Here is a 19,237-nt window from a genome sequence, read left to right as displayed (position 1 = left end):
CTACGGCCCTACCGGGGGTCTGGGGGCGAAGCCCCCAGTAGTTATGTAGTTACGCCGCCTTCGCCTTCGTTGCGTACATGTCGACATACTCCTGCCCCGACAGCCTCATGACCTCCGTCATCACCGAGTCCGTCACCGCCCGCAGCACATACCGGTCCCGGTCCATGCCCTCGTAGCGGGAGAACTCCATCGGCTCGCCGAAGCGGACCGTGACCCGGCCGGGGCGGGGGAGGCCCGCGCCGCCCGGCTGGAGCCTGTCGGTGCCGATCATGGCGAAGGGCACGACCGGCGCTCCGGTCATGAGCGTGAGCCGGGCGATGCCGGTGCGGCCGCGGTAGAGGCGGCCGTCGGGGGAGCGGGTGCCTTCCGGGTAGATGCCGAAGAGCTTGCCCTCCTCCAGCACCCGACGGCCCGTCATCAGCGCCGCCACACCGCCGTTGGCCCCGTCGCGGTCCACGGGGATCATGCCGACGCCGGTGAAGAACCAGGCCATCAGCCGGCCCTTGAGGCCCTTGCCCGTCACATACTCGTCCTTGCCGATGAAGTACACCGGGCGGTCCGTGACCAGCGGAAGGATCATCGAGTCGATGAAGGTCAGGTGGTTGCCGGCGAGGATCACCGGGCCCGAGTCCGGGATGTTCTCGGCGCCTTCCACCCGCGGGTGGAACATCAGGCGCAGGATCGGTCCGAGCACTGCCTTGATGAGCGACAAGCGGGACAACGGGTCCTCCGGTGTCATGGACGGCGGGCGCAGGACCGCAAGGTCCGTGCAGGTGAGGACGATACTCGCGGGTCTCGGCAGATCGCACATCGGGTTCACAGATCGGATACGCAGTGTTGACGTACGTTGCCCGGGCGTTGGCCCCCGGTCTGCCGTGCGTCAGGGGCGACCGCCTACCATCGGACGCTGCTTGTCAGGTGCAGGACCCTCAGCGAGAGATCAGAGGAGAGTCGATGACCAAGGGCGCGGACAGAACTCCGGGACGACGGACGGTGCTGGGAGCCGCGGTGCTCGGCGGCACGGCCGCACTCGGGGCGGGTGTGGCCGGAGCCTCTCCGGCGGCCGCACAGGAGCACGGCCGCGGCCATGGTCATGGCCGCCGCCCGGGCTCGTACAGGCAGCTGCCCGTCCCCACGGTCATCGCCCACCGCGGCGCCAGCGGCTACCGCCCCGAGCACACCCTCGGCTCCTATCAGCTCGCGCTCGACATGGGCGCGCACGTCATCGAGCAGGACCTGGTGCCCACCAAGGACGGCCATCTCGTCTGCCGTCACGAGAACGACATCACGGGCACGACGGACGTCGCGGACCACCCGGAGTTCGCCTCCCGCAAGACGACCAAGACCGTGGACGGAACGGCCATCACGGGCTGGTTCACCGAGGACTTCACCCTCGCCGAGCTGAAGACGCTGCGCGCCAAGGAGCGCATCCCCGCCACCCGCCCGGACAACACCCTCTATGACGGCCGCTGGACCATCCCGACCTTCGAAGAGGTGCTGCGCTGGGCCGACAAGGAGGGCCGCCGCCGCGGCTGCCCCGTCTGGCTCCATGTCGAGACCAAGCACCCCACCTACTTCCGCGAGCTGGGGCTCGGCCTGGAGGAGCCGCTGGCCCGGCTGCTGCGCCGGTACGGACGGCACCGTCACAACTCGCCGGTCTTCCTTCAGTCGTTCGAGCCGACCAGCATGCAGCGGATGGCGAAGCTGGTCTCCTCGCCGCGTGTGGTGCTGCTGTGGACCGCGGACTACCGGCCCTGGGACTTCACGGTCACCAAAGACCCGCGCACCACGGCCGATCTGATCACGCCCGAGGGCCTGAAGTGGATCGCCTCCTTCGCGCAGGGCATCGGCCCCGTCCTGGACCTGGTCATCCCCAAGGACGCCGACGGCAAGCTCGGCACGCCCACCACCCTCGTACGGGACGCCCACCGCAAGGGGCTCATCCTGCACCCCTACACGATGCGCAACGAGAACACCTTCCTGCCCGCGGACTTCCGGCGCGGCACGGACCCCGACGCGTTCGGCGACGTCTTCGGCGCCTACCGCACATACCTCGCGACCGGCATCGACGGGATCTTCACCGATCACCCGGACACCGGTCTGCTGGCCGCCGCGGACTTCCACGGCTGAACCGCCGCGACCGGCCATCTCGGCTGCCAGGGCCCTGCGCGTCAACTGCGATCCGCAGGGCCCTGCGTACGGGTGACACTGGCGTCGGGCGGAAACCGCCGCCGCGCCGTGGCACGTCCCGCGGGGCATGACGCTTCTCGACGAAACGGCGGCCTCCGCCCATGTCGTCAGCGCGCTGCGCCCGCTGGTGAACGCCGAGGCCACCGCCGAAGCCCCAGCCGCCGCCATGGAGCCAGGCGACCTCGAACAGGCCGTCTGGCTGCGGCTGCTGGAGCGCCTCGACGGCGACGGCCCTCCGCCGGACGCGGCCCGCTGGGTCAGACGGGCGGTACGTGCGGAAGCGCGCCGCGCCCGCAGGACGGCGGCCCGGGAACTGCCGTACGCCGAAGAGCCCGTCACCGACCCCGCACAGGACTGTGCGGGCACCCCCGAGCCGGCCGCCCTGAAGGCCGAGCGGCGGCGGGCGATCCGGGCCGCCGTCGCCCGCACGCCTGGCAACTGCCCACGGCTGCTGACTGCGATGTTGTCCCCAAACGACCCGACCTACCGAGAAATCGCAGGAGAGTTGGGTATCTCACAAGGGAGTTTGGGGCCAATGCGTTCCCGTTGCCTGGGATGCCTGCGCAGAATGCTCTCGGCAGAGGTTGCGGCTCCTGAACTTCGGGGAAAGGAGCGGTAGACAACCGGCGGGACAGGTGAGCGGGAGGCATGCGCACATGGGCATGAGCGTGACCATCTCAGCGGCGACGGAGCAGGACGCGGAGCACATCCTCAAGCTCCAGTATCTGTGCTACCAGAGCGAGGCCGAGCTGTACGGGGACTACGGCATCGAGCCCCTCACCCAGACGCTCGACGACCTCAAGGCGGAAGTCGCCCGGGGCTGCGCCCTGGTGGCCAGGCTCGGCGACGAGGTGGTGGCCTCCGTGCGCGGAGAGGTCGACGGGGCGGGCACGGCCCGTATCGCCAAGCTCATCGTCCACCCCAGAATGCAGCGCCATGGCCTGGGCGGGCGGCTCCTGGACGCGATCGAGGCGTTCTTCGCCGAGGACCCGGCCGCCAAGCGGTTCCAGCTGTTCACCGGGCATCGCAGCGAGGGCAATCTGCGGTTGTACCGCAGCCGGGGCTATGCGCCGGTCTCCAGCGAGCGAGCGGGGCCGCGGCTGACGGTCGTCACCCTGGAGAAGGACGCTGTGAAGGACGCCGTGAAGGCTGCGCAGCCCGAGGCCTGCGGAGCCACAGCATCCCGGTGACCGGCAGCAGCACCGGAATGAAGACATAGCCCATGCCGTACGTCGTCCACACCGTGTCGTCGGGGAACAGCGACGGCTCCAGCAGCGTCCAGGTCCCCACGATCAGCACGCCCGCAAGCTCCGCCGCGCAGCACGCCAGCGCCGCCCTGCGGGCCGTCTCACCGCCGCGTACCAGCGTGTAGGTGATGAACGCGTACACCACGGCCGCCACCGCGGACAGCGTGTACGCCAGCGGCGCACGGTCGAACTCGGTGAGGATCTGGTAGGCGGAGCGCGACACCGAGCCGACGGACATCACTCCGTACAGCCACACCAGCAGCAGGCCGGGGCCCTTGACGAGCTGACTCCGCGGGGTCTTCGACGCCTCTGCCGGGGCGGTTGCCGGAGCGTTCGCGGGGCGGTTCTCGGCGTGGTTCTCGGTCATGGAAGCCCCTCAGCCCTTCCAGATGTCGTAGAGCCGCACTTCCAGCACCGCCAGCACGATCGCCCCGGCCGCGACCGTCGCGGAACCCCACCGGGTCCGCTCCGCCAGCGACAGAAACCCGGCGGCGGGAACGGCGGCGAACGAGCCGATCAGATACGCCAGGAAGATCGCCGTGCCCTCGTGGGGTTCCTCGCCCCGCGCGAGCTGGACGACGCCGACCGCCAGCTGGGCGAAGGCCAGCAGCGTCACCACGGCCATGCCGAGGAAATGCCAGTCCTTGGTCGGCTGGTCGCGGTAGGCGGCGAAGCCACACCAGGCGGCGAGGGCGACCGCGGTCACACCGATCGCGATCGTCAGGGCGTCAAGCATGGCTCAGAGAGTATTACGGGCTGAAAGGCCCGATGCGGGCGGGCCCGCGGGGTGACCGGAGGCAGTGGTCTTGACCACAGCCCGGTGTGCGCGCCGGACGGCCAGGGGCTGCCCGCCCTGTCGCCGGGCTCACGGTGTCCGCACAGGTCAGGCCCCTGGATCACGGCCCGCCCCCGGTCGGCTCGCACGTAGGGCATACGCCCACACCGTCCCTATGCCGCGTTGCGCGCGTCCGGAATGCGGACATGCGTGATCGGTTCATCAGCCCGTCTGCTTTACTTGCCGCCATGACCAGGACGAGCAGCCGCACCCTTGCGACCGAGGCGAAAACGACGCCCGGTGCTCGTTGTATGTGTCGAATGTGCGCCTTCTGAGGGCCCCTGCCGCACGCTCGCGCCCCGAAGCGAGAATCGACAGCCACGCCGTGTCCGGCGTCCGCCTGCGCCCAGCCGCCGCCCCCGGACCGACACCCCGCGCACACACCGCCCGGCCGCCCGGCCGGACCCGCCGTATGCGCCCGGCTGTCTGCCGACATTCCACACCCGAATGCCCCGTGCGCGGCGCACACACCGCGCCGCGCACTCGACAGCGACGGAAACCCCTGTGATCACCACAACAGGCCTGACCAAGGTCTATCAGTCACGAGGCCGCGAGGTCACCGCCCTCGACGGCGTCGACCTCCAGGTGCGAGAAGGCGAGGTCTTCGGCGTCATCGGCCAGAGCGGCGCCGGGAAGTCCTCCCTCATCCGCTGCGTCAATCTGCTGGAGCGCCCCACCGCCGGCACCGTGACCGTCGACGGCCGGGACCTGACCGCCCTCGCCGGCCGCGGCCCGCGCGCGAGCAAGGAGCTGCGCGCCGCCCGCAGCCGCATCGGCATGGTCTTCCAGCACTTCAACCTGCTGTCCTCACGCACCGTCCAGGACAATGTCGAACTGCCCCTGGAGATCCTCAAGGTCTCCGGCGCGGAGCGCTCCCGCAAGGCCCTGGAGCTGCTCGACCTGGTCGGCCTCGCCGACAAGGCCAAGGCATACCCCGGACAGCTCTCCGGCGGCCAGAAGCAGCGCGTCGGCATCGCCCGGGCGCTCGCCGGCGACCCCAAGGTGCTGCTCTCCGACGAGGCCACCAGCGCCCTCGACCCCGAGACCACCCGCTCGATCCTGACGCTGCTGCGCGACCTCAACCGCGAACTCGGCCTCACCGTGCTGCTCATCACCCACGAGATGGATGTCGTCAAGACCGTCTGCGACTCGGCAGCCCTGATGAAGAAGGGCAAGGTCGTGGAGTCCGGCACGGTCAGCGAACTGCTGGCCACCCCCGGCTCCGAGCTGGCCCGTGAGCTGTTCCCCGTCGGCGGCCGCGCCTCGGGACCCGACCGCACCGTGCTCGACGTGACCTTCCACGGAGAGACCGCGACCCAGCCGGTGATCTCCCAGCTCTCGCGCACGTACAACATCGACATCTCGATCCTCGGCGCCGCGATGGACACCGTCGGCGGCCGGCAGATCGGCCGTATGCGCATCGAACTGCCCGGACGGTACGAGGAGAACGTCGTCCCCGTCGGCTTCCTGCGCGAACAGGGCCTGCAGATCGACGTCGTGGACGACACCTCGTCCGCCGCGGCGGACGACAGCCCCGACCTGGTCGAGGAGGCCGCCAAGTGACCTGGTCCGAGATGCAGCCGCTGCTTCAGCAGGGCACCCTCGACACCCTCTACATGGTGCTGTGGTCCACGCTCGTCACCGTACTCGGCGGGCTCCCGCTCGGTGTGCTCCTCGTGCTCACCGACAAGGGCGGACTGCTGCAGAACATCCCCCTGAACCGGGTCGTCGGGGTGATCGTGAACATCGGCCGCTCCCTGCCGTTCATGATCCTGCTGATCGCGCTGATCCCGTTCACCCAGCTTGTCGTCGGCACCTTCATCGGCCCCACCGCGATGATCGTGCCGCTCGCCGTCGGCGCCATCCCCTTCTTCGCCCGGCTCGTCGAGACCGCCATCCGCGAGGTCGACCACGGGCTGGTCGAAGCCGTCCAGTCGATGGGCGGCTCCATCCCCGCCGTCGTGCGCAAGGTTCTGCTGCCGCAGGCCCTGCCGTCGCTGGTGTCCGCCGTCACCACCACCGTCATCGTCCTCGTCGGCTACTCGGCGATGGCCGGCGCGGTGGGCGGCGAGGGACTGGGCTCCAAGGCCGTCACCTACGGGTTCCAGCGCTTCGAGACCCAGTTCATGCTGATCACGGTCATCATCCTGATCGCGATCGTGACCGCGGTGCAGCTCATCGGCGACACCGTCGTACGGCTGCTGGCCCGCCGGGGCCGCGCCGCCGCCTGAGCGGCCGCCGCACCCCTTTCCCGGCACCCACCGGCCCGCACTCCTTGTCCGGGCGTCAACCGCACCACCAGAAAGAGGCACTCTTCGTGCTCAAGAACATCAAGAACACCAAGCTCCCCCTGGCCGCCTCGGCCTCCGCCGCGCTCGCCCTCGGCCTCACCGCCTGCGGCACCGCCTCCGACCCGGACTCCGGCTCCGGCAAGGCCGACGCATCCAAGCCGCTCGTCGTCGCCGCGTCCCCGACGCCGCACGCCGACATCCTCACCTACGTCAAGGACAAGCTCGCCGCCAAGGCCGGCCTCAAGCTGGAGGTCAAGGAGTTCACGGACTACGTCCTGCCGAACACCGCCACCGAGAGCGGGCAGGTCGACGCCAACTTCTTCCAGCACCGCCCCTACCTCGACGACTTCAACAAGAAGAACGGCACCCACATCGTGCCCGTCGCCGACGTCCACCTGGAGCCGCTCGGCCTCTACTCCAAGAGCGCCAAGGACCTCAAGGACCTCAAGGCCGGCCAGACCGTCGCCGTCCCCAACGACACCACCAACGAGGGCCGCGCGCTCAAGCTGCTCGCCGACAACGGCCTGATCACCCTCAAGGACGGCGCGGGCGCCGACGCCAAGCTCTCCGACATCGCCGACCCCAAGGGCCTGAAGTTCAAGGAGCTGGAGGCCGCCACCCTGCCCCGCGCCCTGAACGACGTGGACGCCGCCGTCATCAACGGCAACTACGCCATCGAGGCGGACCTCAAGCCCGCCGCCGACTCCCTGGCGCTGGAGAAGGCCGAAGGCAATCCGTACGCCAACTTCCTCGCCGTCAAGGAAGGCAACGAGAACGACCCGCGCGTCAAGAAGCTCGTCGGGCTCCTCAACTCGCCCGAGGTGAAGAAGTACATCGAGGACACTTACGACGGCTCCGTCATCCCCGCCTTCTCAGCCGCCGGGTAACCGGCAGCCGCTGACGGACCGCCAGGCCCGCGCCCTGTGAACAGCGCATTTCAACACCGCGTTGGAAAGTCTGTGCCGGGGCGCGGGCCTCGCTGTCCCCCGGGCAGTACCGGACCCGGCCATGCGCGCTCCCCGCCCGATGTTGCATGCTGTGCCTTCACGGCTACACACCACACGAGCCACAACGCCCCACGCGACAACAGCGGTCACCACTCGGCGACCGGCACGCCAGACCGGCATGGAGATGCGCATGACGACCTTCCCGGACGTGTCCATCAGCACGGAGCGGTTGGTGCTGCGCCCCTTCGAAGCCGCCGACGTCCCGGCGCTCACCGAGATGATGAACGACGAACTGGTCACCGCCTGGACCTCCGCACCCCACCCCTACACCGCCGCCGACTCCGAGACCTGGGTGCGCACCACCGCCCCGGCCGAGCGCCGCGAAGGCCGCGGCATCGTCTTCGCGGTGACCGAGTTCCTCACCCAGCGGCTCGTCGGGATCGTCCAGCTGCAGCACACCAACTGGCGCACACTGTCGACCGAAGCCGCCTTTGTCACCGCCCCCTGGGCGCGCGGCGAGGGCTACGCCACCGAATCCCTGCTCGCCGTCGCCCAGTGGCTCTTCCGCGACCAGCGCTTCGAACGCCTGGAGCTGCGCACCGCCGCCGACAACACCGCCTCCCAGCAGGTCGCCCAGAAGATCGGCTGCATCAGCGAGGGAGTGCTCCGCAACGCGTGGATAGCGCGCACCCAGACGGAGGACGGCAGCTGGACCGACATCCGCACCGATCTGATCGTCTGGAGCCTGCTGCCCGAGGACCTGGAGGGCGCGGCCGACCAGCTCGCGGACGCCGGATACGCCTCCTTCACCGACTGGAACTGACCCCGGCAGCCCGCCGGCCGCGGCAGGCGGCGACGCGACGCCGCCGGACTCCGGGTAATCTCACCGTGCCCGCAGCCTGCGGGCGGCTCACCAGCTGCGACGACACCAGGAGACTGACGACGATGGCCGACCGGGTCACGGTGATCGGCTGGGACGGCTCGCCCCTCACCGCCGCGGCCGTCTCCGCCCTCTCCGCCGCCACCCTCGTGGCCGGAGCCGCCCACCACCTGGCCCTCCCCGAGGTGCCCGGCGAGGCGGAACGGATCCGCCTCGGGAGCGTCGACCTCGCCGCCCGGCGGATCGCCGGCCACCGCGGCACCGCGGTCGTCCTCGCCGACGGAGACCCCGGGTTCTTCGGAGTCGTCCGCACCCTGCGTGCGCCGGAGTACGGGCTTGAGGTCGAGGTGGTGCCCGCCGTCTCCTCCGTCGCCGCCGCCTTCGCCCGCGCGGGAATGCCCTGGGACGACGCCCAGATCGTCGTGGCTCACGCCCGCACGCTGCGCCGTGCCGTCAACGTCTGCCGGGCCCACGGCAAGGTCGCCGTCCTCACCTCGCCCGGCGCCGGCCCCGCCGAACTGGCCCTCCTGCTCGACGGAGTGCACCGCACCTTCGTCATCTGCGAGGAACTCGGCACGGAACGCGAACAGGTCACCGTCCTCACCTCGGACAAGGCCGCCGACCACGTCTGGAGCGACCCCAACGTGGTCATCGTCATCGGCGGCGCGGGCGGGGGCGGCACACCGTCCGGCAACGGCGCGGGCGGCTGGGCCATGGGCCGCGACCTGGGCTACCCGCCCCCGGTGCGGGGTTGGGCGCTCTCCCCCAGGGAGTACGGGGCAGGGAACGCGGATAGGGGGGACAGGGGGGACAGCGGCGGCGAAGGGGCTGTCGGGAGTCCGGGCGCCGCCCCCGAACTGCGCGCCGCGCAGCTGGCCCGCCTCGGGCCGCGCTACGGCGACCTGGTGTGGGACATCGGCTGCGGCAGCGGCGCACTCGCCGTGGAGGCCGCCCGCTTCGGCGCGGCGGTGATCGCTGTCGACGCCGACCCCGCCGCCTGCGCCACGACCGAGGCCGCCGCCCGCCGTTTCGGCGTACAGCTCCAGACGGTGCACGGCGACGCCCCGCAGGTGCTCGAACGGCTGCCCGAGCCCGACGTCGTACGGGTCGGAGGCGGCGGCGTCGCCGTCGTCACCGCCTGCGCCGAACGCCGCCCCGAACGCATCGTCGCCCATGCCACCACCCGCGACGAGGCCGAGGCCGTCGGAGCGGCCCTGGCCGCCGGCGGCTACACCGTCGAGTGCTCGCTGCTCCAGTCCGTCGAACTCGACACCGCCGACTGGGCGGAGCGCGACCGCTGCGTCGTCTTCCTGCTCTCCGGCAGGGCCGCGCCCCGGCAGCCCGACCGCGCCCCGTGACCCCGCGGAGGGGCGGCGCGGGGTAGGCTGGCCGATCGTTGTACCGCAGCCGGGCGTTCAGCAATTAGTTCACCAATGTCCGGAAAAAGGGGCCGCATTGGGCTCCGGCTGTGGTAGGTCGGAATCGGGGGGCGCGCGACGTGGCGCAGTCCACACCGAACCGCGGCAGAACTGCGTGCCGCAGAGGCGATCGGCCGCGAGAATGCTTGCTGCCGGGGGCCATCGTGCCGCGTGGCGCACCCGCTCGTTCTTGTTGACGGGCGCGGGGTGCGCCGCTGTGCGAGCGCCCCGGCCATAGGGCGAAGGATCACAAGCGATGGGCGAGGGGTACGCATGACTGACACCGGCCAGGTCCCGGGCGAGGGGCTGCCGGAGAACGCCAGGCTGGTGGAGCAGCCGGGCGTCCCCGCTCCGGGCGCGTACACCTTTCTGGACTCCTCTGACACCGCCGACGAGGACGATCTGCTGCTGATGCCCGGCTCGGCGGGGGCGTGGAGCGACCCGCAGCCGGTCGCGCCGCAGCCCATGCCCGCGCCAGCCTCCGCGCCCGTACCAGCGCCCGCGCCCGTACCCGTACCTGCGTCGCCGGAGCCCGCCCAGGCGCAGGCGCCCATGCCGGTGCAGCAGCAGGAGGAGCAGGCGACTGCGGAAGCCGCCGCGCCGGTCGCCGCGACGGCCGCGCCGGAAGCCGTGGCTCCGCAGGAGCCCGTGGCCGTGGCCGAGCCGATGGCCGTCGCCCCGGAGCAGCTCGCGGCCCAGCAGCCCGCCGCGCCGCAGGCTCCCGTCGTCGCGCTGCCTCCGCAGGCTCCCGTCGCCCAGGAACCTGCCACGGCGGAGCAGTCGGTGACGTCTGAGCCGGTCGCACCGCAGGCGTCCGTGGCTGCGGCCACGGCTGAGCCGGTGGCTGCCGCGGCGGAGCAGCTCGCGGCCCGGGAGCCCGGCACGCTGCAGGCCCCCGTCGCCCAGGAACCCGTCGCGGCGGAGCCGCAGGGGGCGCCGGAGCCGGGGGACCGGACCGCCGAGCGCGCCGCCGCTGCCGTGCGGCAGCCGGCCGCGCCGCAGAGCGCCATGCCGCAGGAGTCCCTCGCACCCGCCGCACCCGCCGCACCCGCCGCGCCCGCGCCGGACGAGCAGGTGCCCGGCGCGCACGAGATGGGCGGCCGGGACTCGGGCTCCGTGGACCTCGGGGGCGTACGCACTCCGCCGGTCGCCACGACCGCCGCGCCGACGCCGGCCCCCCGCCGTCCCCTGCACATGGGTCCGCCCGTCCCCGAGCCGCCGAGCGGGGTCGTACGCTCCCTCGCCGACCGCGGCCCGGCGGCCGTGCCGCAGGCAGCGCCGCAGCCCGCCGAACCGCTGCCCGCTCAGCCCGTGGCCGCCGAGCAGCCGCCCGCCGAGCCGGTGACGGCAGAGCTGGAGCAGCCCGCGGCGGCGGAGCCGGAGCAGGCTGCCGCGGACCCTCAGGACCCGCCGGCGGTCTCGGGGCTCGAATACCTGGACGTGCCGAGTGAGGACGCGGCAGCCGTGCTGCCGGGACCCCAGCTCGGCGAGATCCCGCCGCAGGCGGGCATCCCGTGGGACCCGCAGCCCCCTGTGGCTCAGCTGCCTCGTCAGTCACCCGAGACCCAGCAGCAGCCCGAGCCGCCTGTCGCCTCAGCAGAAACGGTCGTCCCAGCGGCGACGACGGGGGAGGAGCCCCAGCCCGCGCCGGCCGCCGTCGTGCCCGCGCCGCGTTCGGTCGAGCAGCCGACGGAGCCCGCGGAGCCCGCGGAGCCCGCGGAGTCGGCTCCGGAGCCCGTCGCACAGCACGCGGACAGGGCGGCCGAGCCGGAGCCGGAGCGTGAGCCGCTTGCGCCGGAAGCGGCGGCCCCTGAGCCCGTACCGCAGTCCGACCCCGACGCCGGGCCCGAGACCGAGCAGCAGGCGGAGCCGGTGCGGCAGCCCGAGGCCGCCGACGGCGAACCGGCTGTGAAGGAGCAGGAAGAGCAGCAGCAAGAGCAGCAGGAAGAGGCGCAGGAACAGGAAAGTGCGCAGGAAGCGGCCGCGGAGCCCGCAACCGTCCCGGCCGCCGCGCCCGAGGACGGGCCCGCGCCCGGCTACGCCGACGCCGAGCGGGAGGCGGTGCTGCGCGTGATGCGCGAGCGCCGCGACATCCGCAACGGCTTCCGCTCCGACCCGATCCCGCACGATGTGCTGCTGCGGGTCCTCGAAGCGGCTCACACCGCCCCCAGCGTGGGCCACTCCCAGCCCTGGGACTTCGTGGTCATCCGCTCCGCCGAGACCCGCCGCACCATGCACGAGCTGGCCCAGCGGCAGCGGGAGGCGTATGCGAAGTCGCTGCCGAAGGGCCGCGCCAAGCAGTTCAAGGAACTGAAGATCGAGGCCATCCTCGACACGCCCGTGAACATCGTCGTCACCGCCGATCCGACGCGGGGCGGCCGCCACACCCTCGGCCGGCACACCCAGCCGCAGATGGCCCCGTACTCCTCCGCCCTCGCCGTCGAGAACCTGTGGCTCGCCGCCCGCGCGGAGGGCCTCGGCGTGGGCTGGGTCAGCTTCTTCGACGAGCGTGAGATGGTCCGGGCGCTCGGCCTGCCGGAGCACCTTGAGGTCGTCGCGTACCTCTGCGTCGGATACGTCGACGAATTCCCGGAGGAGCCGGAGCTGATGCAGGCCGGCTGGTCCAAGCGACGCCCGCTGTCGTGGGTCGTCCACGAGGAGACCTACGGCCGGCGCGCCCTGCCGGGCGAGGAGCCGCACGATCTGCTCCAGGAGACGGTCGGCAATATCCGCCCGCTGGACGCCAAGGCGCTCGGCGAGGCGTGGGAGCGGCAGAAGCGCATGACCAAGCCGGCCGGGGCGCTGGGCATGCTGGAGATCATCTCCGCGCAGCTCAGCGGGCTGTCCCGGATGTGCCCGCCGCCGGTCCCGGAGCCCGCGGCCGTCGCGATCTTCGCGGGCGACCACGGGGTGCACGCCCAGGGTGTGACCGCCTGGCCCCAGGAGGTCACGGCCCAGATGGTCGCCAACTTCCTCGGTGGAGGGGCGGTGTGCAACGCGTTCGCCAACCAGGTGGGCGCGGAGGTCTGCGTCGTCGACGTGGGCGTGGCCGCGGACCTGCCCGCGACGCCCGGCCTGCTGCCGCGGAAGGTCCGCCCCGGCACCGCGGACTTCACCACCGGGCCCGCGCTCAGCCGCGAAGAGGTCCACGCGGCGATCGAGGTGGGCATCGAGACGGCGCGGGATCTGGTGGCCGCGGGCAACAAGGCCCTGCTGACGGGTGAGATGGGCATCGCGAACACCACCGCGTCCGCGCTGCTCATCGCCGTCTACACGGGCATGGACCCCAGCGAGATCACGGGCCGGGGCACCGGCATCAACGACGAGATGCTCGCCCGCAAGGTCGACGTCGTCCGCCGTGCCCTGGAACTCCACGCCCCCGACCCGGCGGACCCCGTCGGAGTCCTCGCGGCGGTGGGCGGCCTTGAGCACGCGGCGCTGGTCGGCTTCATCCTCGGCGGCGCGTCGCTGCGGACGCCGGTCGTCCTGGACGGGGTGAGCGCGGGCGCGGCGGCGCTGGTGGCGCGGGCGATCGCGCCCGAGGCCCTCGCCGCCTGCATCGCCGGCCACCGCAGCGCGGAGCCGGGCCATGTCGCCGCCCTCAACAAGCTCGGGCTGCGCCCCCTCGTCGACCTCGACCTCCGCCTCGGCGAGGGCACGGGCGCGCTGCTGGCCCTCCCCCTTGTGCAGAGCGCGGCACGCGCGATGCACGAGGTCGCGACGTTCGACTCCGCGGGCGTGACAGAGAAGTAGCCCCCGCACCCGAGTCCGCCGTCCCGCACCGTTCGGGGTGCCGGAAGGTCCCCCGGGCCGCGCCTGGCGAGGTGTTGGAAACGGGCGGGTGGGTGGGAATGGCGCCTGCCCGGGCCTCGGGTGGCTGGCACGAACCTGCGGGGTCGCCGGGGAGGCCCCCGGCCCGCGCCGGGTGCGGCTCCGGGGCCACTGGCTCGCGCCTGGGCGCCTGCCTGGGCCTCGGGTGGCTGGCACGAGCGTTCGGGGTGCGGGAAGGTCCCCCGGCCGCGCCTGGCGAGGTGCTGGAAACGGGCGGGTGGGTGGGAATGGCGCCTGCCCGGGCCCCGGGCAGCGGGTACGAACGGGCGGGGTCGCCGGGGAGGCCCCCGCCGCGCCCCGGCACCCGCGCCTTGTCAGGTGCCCGACGCCCACAGGCGTCACCCGCACCGTAAGGTGGGGCGACGGGGTCTGCCACCCCGCCCACCAGCCGCTTCACCGCCGCAGCGGCCCGCCCGCCCGTCCCGCACGAGGAGCCCGCACCACCATGGCCGAGCATGTGGAGCACGCTCAGTACGCCGACCCAGCCGACCCAGCCGCCGCCGTCGGCGCAGGCGACCCGCACCCCGCCTACCCCGTAGGGCTCCGCCTCTCCGGGCGGCGCGTCGTCGTCCTGGGCGGCGGCCAGGTCGCCCAGCGCCGCCTCCCCGCCCTGATCGCCGCTGGTGCGGACATCATCCTCATCTCGCCGTCCGCGACACCTTCCGTCGAGGCGATGGCCGAGGCCGGTGAGATCCGCTGGGAGCAGCGGCGCTACCAGGAGGGCGACCTCGCCGACACCTGGTACGCCCTCATCGCCACCTCCGACCCCGCGGCCAACAACCTCGCCTCCGCCGAAGCCGAACGCACCCGCACCTGGTGCGTACGCTCCGACGACGCGAACGCCGCCACCGCCTGGACCCCGGCCACCGGCCGCTCCGAAGGCGTGACCGTCGCGGTCCTCACCGGGCGCGACCCACGGCGCTCCGCCGCCGTGCGCGACGCCATCGTCGAGGGCCTGCGCGACGGCACGCTCGCCGCGCCGCACCACCGCGAGCGGACCCCTGGCGTCGCGCTCGTCGGCGGCGGCCCCGGCGACCCGGACCTGATCACCGTCCGCGGCCGTCGTCTCCTCGCCGAGGCGGACGTCGTCATCGCCGACCGCCTCGGCCCGCGCGACCTCCTCGACGAACTCCCGCCGCACGTCGAGGTGATCGACGCCGCGAAGATCCCGTACGGCCGTTTTATGGCCCAGGAGGCCATCAACAACGCCCTGATCGAGCACGCCAAGGCCGGCAAGGCGGTCGTCCGCCTCAAGGGCGGCGACCCCTTCGTCTTCGGCCGCGGCATGGAGGAGGCTCAGGCCCTCGCCGAGCACGGCATCCCCTGCACCGTCGTCCCCGGCATCTCCAGCTCGATCTCCGTGCCCGGCGCCGCGGGCATCTCCGTCACCCATCGCGGTGTGGCCCATGAGTTCACGGTCGTCAGCGGTCATGTCGCCCCCGACGACCCGCGTTCCCTCGTCGACTGGCAGTCCCTGGCCAAGCTGCGCGGCACGCTGGTCCTGATGATGGCGGTCGACAAGATCGGCGCGATCGCCGAGGCGCTGATCGCGCACGGCAAGGACCCGGCCACACCGCTCGCCCTGATCCAGGAGGGCACGACTTCCGCCCAGCGCCGGGTCGACGCGACGCTGGCCACCGTGGCGGAGACCGTCAGGACGCAGGACGTACGGCCGCCTGCCGTCATCGTGGTCGGCGACGTCGTCACCGTCGGCGTCGGCGCGCCGGACCAGCCCGAGTGACCACGCCCGTTGGCGCCGCACCACCGAAGGGGCAGTATCACACCGTGGCCGATCTCATCACTGTCGAGGACCCCGACGACCCGCGCCTGCGCGACTACACCGGCCTGACCGACGTCGAGCTGCGCCGCAGGCGCGAACCCGCCGAAGGGCTGTTCATCGCGGAGGGCGAGAAGGTCATCAGGCGCGCCAAGGACGCCGGCTATGAGATGCGGTCGATGCTGCTGTCGGCCAAGTGGGTCGACGTCATGCGCGATGTGATCGACGAGCTCCCGGCACCCGTGTACGCGGTGAGCCCGGAGCTCGCCGAACGCGTCACCGGCTACCACGTCCACCGCGGCGCGCTCGCCTCCATGCAGCGCAAGCCGCTCCCCGCGGCGGAGGAACTGCTGCGCACCGCGCGCCGCGTGGCCGTCATGGAGTCCGTCAACGACCACACCAACATAGGTGCGATCTTCCGCAGCGCCGCGGCCCTCGGCATGGACGCGGTGCTGCTCTCGCCCGACTGCGCCGACCCCCTCTACCGCCGTTCCGTCAAGGTCTCCATGGGCGCCGTCTTCTCGGTCCCGTACGCACGGCTCGACTCCTGGCCCAAGGGCCTGGAGGCGGTGCGGGAAGCCGGCTTCAAGCTCCTCGCCCTGACCCCCGACGAGAAGGCCGCCGCCATCGACGAGGCGGCCCCGCACCGGCTGGAGCGCGTCGCGCTGATGCTGGGCGCGGAGGGGGACGGGCTGTCCACCCAGGCCCTGGTCGCCGCCGATGAGTGGGTACGCATCCCGATGGCGCACGGCGTCGACTCGCTCAATGTGGGGGCCGCGGCCGCGGTCGCCTTCTACGCGGTGGCCACGGGCCGCCCGCGGACATGAGCCGCGGCTGACCCGGCCCGCGCGGGGAGGCAGGGCCGGCCCCGGGGGGGATCAGAGCTGCTGTGCCAGGGCGATCCCCAGCGCCACGATCAGCGTCACCACGACGAAAACGACGATCCGCTGCCGCAGCAGCCGTGGATTGGCCGGCCTCCGGCCGGTGGAGGTGGTCCGGACGGGCGCCCCGGTCCGCCGCGGCCGGCCGTTCGTATGAGGCGGACGGGAGCCCCGAGGGCCGCTGGGCGGGGCGGTGTTGCGCCCCGTCGTACGCGGCGGCTGCGGACGCGGCACCGGCGTGCCGCCCGTACGCCGCTCGGCGCGTTCGGTGTACCGGGCCGTGGGCCGCTCCGGCGCGACACGCTCCCTCTCCCTCTCCCGGTCGCGCTCCCGTTCCCTGTCATGGCCGCGCTGCGCGGGCGGCCGTGTGTCGGACAGCCCCTGCGCCTCCCTGGCCGCGATCTCCTTCAGCCGCATCGACAGCTGGAGGGTGCTGGGGCGCTCCTCGGGGTCCTTGGCCAGACAGGCCCGTACCAGCGGGGCCAGTGCGTCGGGGACCCCGTACAGCTGCGGCTCCTCGTGCACCACCCGGTAGAGCATGACCTCCGAACTGCCGTGCCCGAAAGGGGAGTCCCCCATGCCCGCGTACGCCAGCGTCGCACCGAGCGAGAACACGTCCGTCGCCGGTGTGACCGCGGCCCCCCGCACCTGCTCGGGCGCGAGGAACCCCGGGGACCCGACCGCCGTGCCCACATGCGTCAGCGTGCTCGCGCCCGTCGCCCAGGCGATGCCGAAGTCGATGATCCTCGGCCCCTTGGGGGAGAGGAGGATATTGGAGGGCTTCAGATCCCGGTGGACGACACCGGCCTCATGCACCGCCACCAGGCCCTCCGAGAGCGCCGCGCCGATCGCGGCCACCTCGGCGGCCGACAGCGGGCCCTCCTCGGCCACCTTGTCGTGGAGGGAGGGGCCGGGGACGTACTGGGTGGCGAACCACGGGCGGTCCGCCTCCAGATCCGCGGCCACCAGCCGGGCCGTGCAGCCGCCCCGGATACGCCGCGCCGCGGACACCTCGCGCGCGAACCGCGACCGGAACTCCTGGTCCTCCGCCAGATCGGGCCTGATCACCTTCAGCGCGACCCGCTGGCCACGGCGGTCGGAGCCCAGATAGACCACGCCCATGCCGCCCGCGCCCAGCCGCCGGTGCAGCCTGAACGAGCCGACGACACGCGGGTCCTCGCGCCGGAGCCGCATCATCGCCATGTCCGTCCCCTATGTGTGGTGGAAGGCTCCACCCTGCTGCCCGGTCGTCCGTTTTCAACGTGGCACAGCTTACGTACCCCCGCCCCGGTGTGCTCATAGGCCGCGCCTTCCCGTACGTTCGGATGTCGTCGCCGACCGGCCCCCGGCATGCCACCCGGCCCGCCCGCACATGCCCAACGCGCCGTCAGTGAAGGTGAGTTGAGCGGCCCGTGCGGCCCGGCGCGGGGGAATGCCGGGCGCGTGATCGAACTCACCTGACCGCCCGCACTGAGCGACCCTTCAGGGAAGACCCCCAGGCGCACGTCCCCGTCTCCACCCAGGGGAGTACACGGCGCACGCGCGGGTCATCCTCCGGGAGGCCCGGCAATCGGTACGCGGGCATGACGTCCGGCCCGGCCGGTTTCCCTAATGTTGAGGTCAAGCGGCGGGCGCAAGCACTCGTCCCCCGAGGTCAGACGCCCGCCGCTGCCAACCACGACAGGAGAGGACCATGGCGGACACGGCTCCGCGGACACTGATCCGCACGCGGGAACGCAAGGCGCTCGCCGCGTTCGGCGGCCGTCCGTCCGGCACGCGCCACCCCCTCGTCGCAACGGCCATGGTGCTGCCGCTGGCAGCCCTGCTCGTGGTCGTCTTCGGCGGCTGGGACGCGGTGGTCGCACAGGCGTCGTCCGTGGGCGTGATGCTGGGGCGCTGAGCGGCGCCCCGGGCCCGGAAGAGCGGTCCGGGCCGGGGACATCCGGCCAACAGCCCCGTGGGGACGGGGGTGCGGCGGACGGCAGCGGTGGGCCGGTCAGCTGGGGAGCTGACCGGCCATCGCGCTGTCCGGGGTACGGGGTTGCTCCCCTGCCTCTCCCCCTACGCCCTGGGGGCGTGGGGGGACCCCCACTTCCCGTGACTGGGGGGGCAAGCCCCCAGACCCCCGGTTCGGGCTTCGGCCGTGTCCTCACTCTCCCCCAGCTACCTCCCCCAGACTCCGTCCGGGGGTACCCCCACGGAGGTGCCCCCAACGGGCTGAATTTGGCTACGCCAAATCCCAGCCTCGCCGGCGATTGAGGCGCGGGGGTCCGGGGGCGGAGCCCCCGTGAAAGGGGGTCTGGGGGCTTGCCCCCAGTTACGGGAAGGGGCGGGGCAGGGGAAAGACCCGCCAGACACGGCCCGCGCCCCCGGGCGTAAGGTCCGTACCGACGCCGCCCCGGCGCATGCCGTAACCCATGCCCACGCCACGCCGTGCCGGCGCCCGGAGGGGGAGACCGTGACCGCACCCGCCGCGCCCCCCTCCTCCATCGTCCGCCTGCTCGCCGATCTCGCACAGTCCGTGGCCCACGCCCCCGCCCCCTCCCGCCGGCGGTCCCCGTGCCGCGCCTGCGGGCAGGCCGCGCAGGTGCTGGCGGAGCGGGACGACGGGACCGTGGTCCGCCATGACGCGGTCGTGGCCAAGGCGCACGCCCCCGGCACCGACCCGGACGCCCACCGCACCCGGCTCGCCGTCGCCGCCCACCCCCGGCTCGCGGGGATCCTCCTGCCGCCGCTCCCCGCCGACGGCGCACACGTGGCCGGCAGGCCCGTCAGCGCCTGGCCGTACGGAGTGCCGGTCGACCCCGGCGACCCGGACGCCGCCCCCTGGGAGCAGGCCGCGGCCCTCCTCGCCCGGCTGCACCGCACCGCCCCGGCGGAGCTGCCGGGCCTGCCGGGGCCCCTGCCCGCCATGCGCGGACCGGCGAAGGCCGCGCAGGC

The 19,237-nt window shown here is 72.9% G+C and carries 16 protein-coding genes and 1 pseudogene; 13 read left to right on the top strand and 4 right to left on the bottom strand.

Features of this window, described 5'->3' with window-relative positions; genetic code table 11:
- Positions 1–49: 49 nt before the first annotated feature.
- A complete protein-coding gene (locus OF819_RS24225) occupies positions 50–739 on the bottom strand; it encodes a lysophospholipid acyltransferase family protein (protein ID WP_416370615.1) in 690 nt (229 codons plus the stop codon).
- A 215-nt stretch (positions 740–954) separates the two neighbouring features.
- Between OF819_RS24225 and OF819_RS24220 the strand changes: the two genes are divergently transcribed.
- The 3 genes from OF819_RS24220 (at position 955) to OF819_RS24210 (ending at position 3,380) form a co-directional block, all read left to right on the top strand.
- On the top strand, positions 955–2,130 hold the full coding sequence (locus tag OF819_RS24220; protein ID WP_267245744.1) for a glycerophosphodiester phosphodiesterase: 1,176 nt from the start codon (positions 955–957) through the stop codon (positions 2,128–2,130).
- Positions 2,131–2,257: 127 nt separating this feature from the next.
- Entirely contained in the window at positions 2,258–2,809 is a 552-nt protein-coding gene (locus OF819_RS24215) for a sigma-70 family RNA polymerase sigma factor (protein WP_267245743.1), read from the top strand.
- Positions 2,810–2,846: 37 nt separating this feature from the next.
- Positions 2,847–3,380 carry a GNAT family N-acetyltransferase gene (locus OF819_RS24210; protein ID WP_267245742.1) on the top strand — a complete coding sequence of 178 codons (534 nt, stop codon included), beginning with the start codon at positions 2,847–2,849 and terminating at the stop codon, positions 3,378–3,380.
- Here the strand turns inward: OF819_RS24210 and OF819_RS24205 are convergent.
- Both OF819_RS24205 and OF819_RS24200 read right to left on the bottom strand, forming a co-directional pair.
- Complete coding sequence (locus OF819_RS24205) at positions 3,301–3,804, bottom strand: hypothetical protein (RefSeq protein WP_267245741.1); 504 nt, start codon at positions 3,802–3,804, stop codon at positions 3,301–3,303. The two genes, OF819_RS24210 and OF819_RS24205, sit on opposite strands and share 80 nt — an antisense overlap.
- A gap of 9 nt (positions 3,805–3,813) precedes the next feature.
- Positions 3,814–4,173 (bottom strand): hypothetical protein, encoded by a 360-nt coding sequence (locus OF819_RS24200; RefSeq protein ID WP_267245740.1) that lies wholly within the window; start codon positions 4,171–4,173, stop codon positions 3,814–3,816.
- Between the two features lie 546 nt (positions 4,174–4,719).
- Here OF819_RS24200 and OF819_RS24195 point away from each other — a divergent pair.
- From OF819_RS24195 to OF819_RS24160, 8 genes are all read left to right on the top strand, one after another.
- A complete protein-coding gene (locus OF819_RS24195; RefSeq protein ID WP_323748962.1) occupies positions 4,720–5,835 on the top strand; it encodes a methionine ABC transporter ATP-binding protein in 1,116 nt (371 codons plus the stop codon).
- On the top strand, positions 5,832–6,503 hold the full coding sequence (locus OF819_RS24190; protein ID WP_267245738.1) for a methionine ABC transporter permease: 672 nt from the start codon (positions 5,832–5,834) through the stop codon (positions 6,501–6,503). The genes OF819_RS24195 and OF819_RS24190 overlap by 4 nt, the downstream gene beginning before the upstream one ends.
- Before the next feature lie 86 nt (positions 6,504–6,589).
- Positions 6,590–7,450, top strand: coding sequence for a MetQ/NlpA family ABC transporter substrate-binding protein (locus OF819_RS24185; protein ID WP_267245737.1), 861 nt, complete (start codon positions 6,590–6,592; stop codon positions 7,448–7,450).
- 238 nt (positions 7,451–7,688) lie between these two features.
- Positions 7,689–8,333, top strand: coding sequence for a GNAT family N-acetyltransferase (locus OF819_RS24180; RefSeq protein ID WP_267245736.1), 645 nt, complete (start codon positions 7,689–7,691; stop codon positions 8,331–8,333).
- 122 nt (positions 8,334–8,455) lie between these two features.
- Entirely contained in the window at positions 8,456–9,748 is a 1,293-nt protein-coding gene (gene cbiE, locus OF819_RS24175) for a precorrin-6y C5,15-methyltransferase (decarboxylating) subunit CbiE (RefSeq protein WP_267245781.1), read from the top strand.
- Positions 9,749–10,081: 333 nt separating this feature from the next.
- Positions 10,082–13,561: a nicotinate-nucleotide--dimethylbenzimidazole phosphoribosyltransferase gene (gene cobT, locus OF819_RS24170; RefSeq protein ID WP_267245735.1), complete on the top strand. Its 3,480-nt coding sequence runs from the start codon at positions 10,082–10,084 to the stop codon at positions 13,559–13,561.
- A gap of 523 nt (positions 13,562–14,084) precedes the next feature.
- On the top strand, positions 14,085–15,380 hold the full coding sequence (cobA, locus tag OF819_RS24165) for a uroporphyrinogen-III C-methyltransferase (protein ID WP_267245734.1): 1,296 nt from the start codon (positions 14,085–14,087) through the stop codon (positions 15,378–15,380).
- A 44-nt stretch (positions 15,381–15,424) separates the two neighbouring features.
- A complete protein-coding gene (locus tag OF819_RS24160) occupies positions 15,425–16,243 on the top strand; it encodes a TrmH family RNA methyltransferase (protein WP_267245733.1) in 819 nt (272 codons plus the stop codon).
- A 51-nt stretch (positions 16,244–16,294) separates the two neighbouring features.
- Here the strand turns inward: OF819_RS24160 and OF819_RS24155 are convergent, their stop codons facing one another.
- Entirely contained in the window at positions 16,295–17,500 is a 1,206-nt protein-coding gene (locus OF819_RS24155) for a serine/threonine-protein kinase (protein WP_267245732.1), read from the bottom strand.
- Between the two features lie 490 nt (positions 17,501–17,990).
- Here OF819_RS24155 and OF819_RS24150 point away from each other — a divergent pair, with 490 nt between their 5' ends.
- A complete protein-coding gene (locus tag OF819_RS24150) occupies positions 17,991–18,197 on the top strand; it encodes a hypothetical protein (RefSeq protein ID WP_267245731.1) in 207 nt (68 codons plus the stop codon).
- Positions 18,198–18,755: 558 nt separating this feature from the next.
- Positions 18,756–19,237, top strand: a pseudogene (locus OF819_RS24145) (aminoglycoside phosphotransferase family protein); the annotation flags it as partial.

It is taken from the genome of Streptomyces sp. PR69, assembly GCF_026420845.1.
Classification (GTDB): domain Bacteria; phylum Actinomycetota; class Actinomycetes; order Streptomycetales; family Streptomycetaceae; genus Streptomyces.
This window is presented reverse-complemented; position numbering and strand designations above follow the sequence as displayed.